This window comes from Nocardia sp. CY41 (genome assembly GCF_009829325.1).
Lineage (GTDB): Bacteria > Actinomycetota > Actinomycetes > Mycobacteriales > Mycobacteriaceae > Nocardia.
On sequence record NZ_VUOS01000133.1, the window covers coordinates 1 to 755 of the forward strand.

General features: G+C 69.4%; 1 pseudogene. It reads right to left on the reverse strand.

The window, feature by feature from the left end:
* Positions 1–221: 221 nt before the first annotated feature.
* Positions 222–755, reverse strand: a pseudogene (locus GVY64_RS37045) (hypothetical protein); the annotation flags it as partial.

Consider the following 755-nt stretch of genomic DNA (forward strand, 5'->3'; position numbering starts at 1 on the left):
CCACGGCATGGTGAACAGGACAGGGCGGGGGTAACGGTCCATCCGGGCTTCTCCTACTGGGTCGAACACCGGCATACAGACACTGCCCCAACAGAATACGATCACCCACCGGATGCGCCCACGGAATCGCGCTGTCCGACAACCATTTCCGTGTAGGTAGCACCGTCGGACTGTGCTTGCTCCGACTGATCTGCGAACGGCAACCCAGGTCGGCGAGGCGTTCAGTGGGTTCGTGGCTTCAGCAGCCGCCGCCACCGGGGAACCGCCCGGGCCGCGGCCGGGGCCGGGTCGCTGACTGTGTCGGTGTGGGGTTCGGTGGCCGGCCGTTCGGTCCAGGACCCGCTCTTGGTCGCGCGGATGGACCCCTCGCCCAGCACGCGGGTCGCGATCGTCCACACCGCGGGCAGCTCTTCCAGCGCGGTCTCGTCGACCTCGCCGCAGGCCTGTGCAGCGGCGTCGATGTCGGGGTGCAGCGACAGGTGCAGCACGGCGCCGGTCGCGGAGGTGAGGACCAGGACACCGACCGCGGTGTTGGCCTTGTCGCGTCCCAGCCGGGCTTGGTAGGCCAGATCACCGCGGGGTTCGGCGCCGAGGTGGTCGACGATCTCCACCCGGGTCTGGGCGAGCTCGAGCGCGATGCAACGCCGCGCGATGTCCTGCTCGCCGACACCGAACTCCTCGACCAGCTCAGCCATGCTCGGCGCCGGATTCCGCGCCCACGCCAGGATCAGCCGCTCGTCGGTCCTGGCATCCCA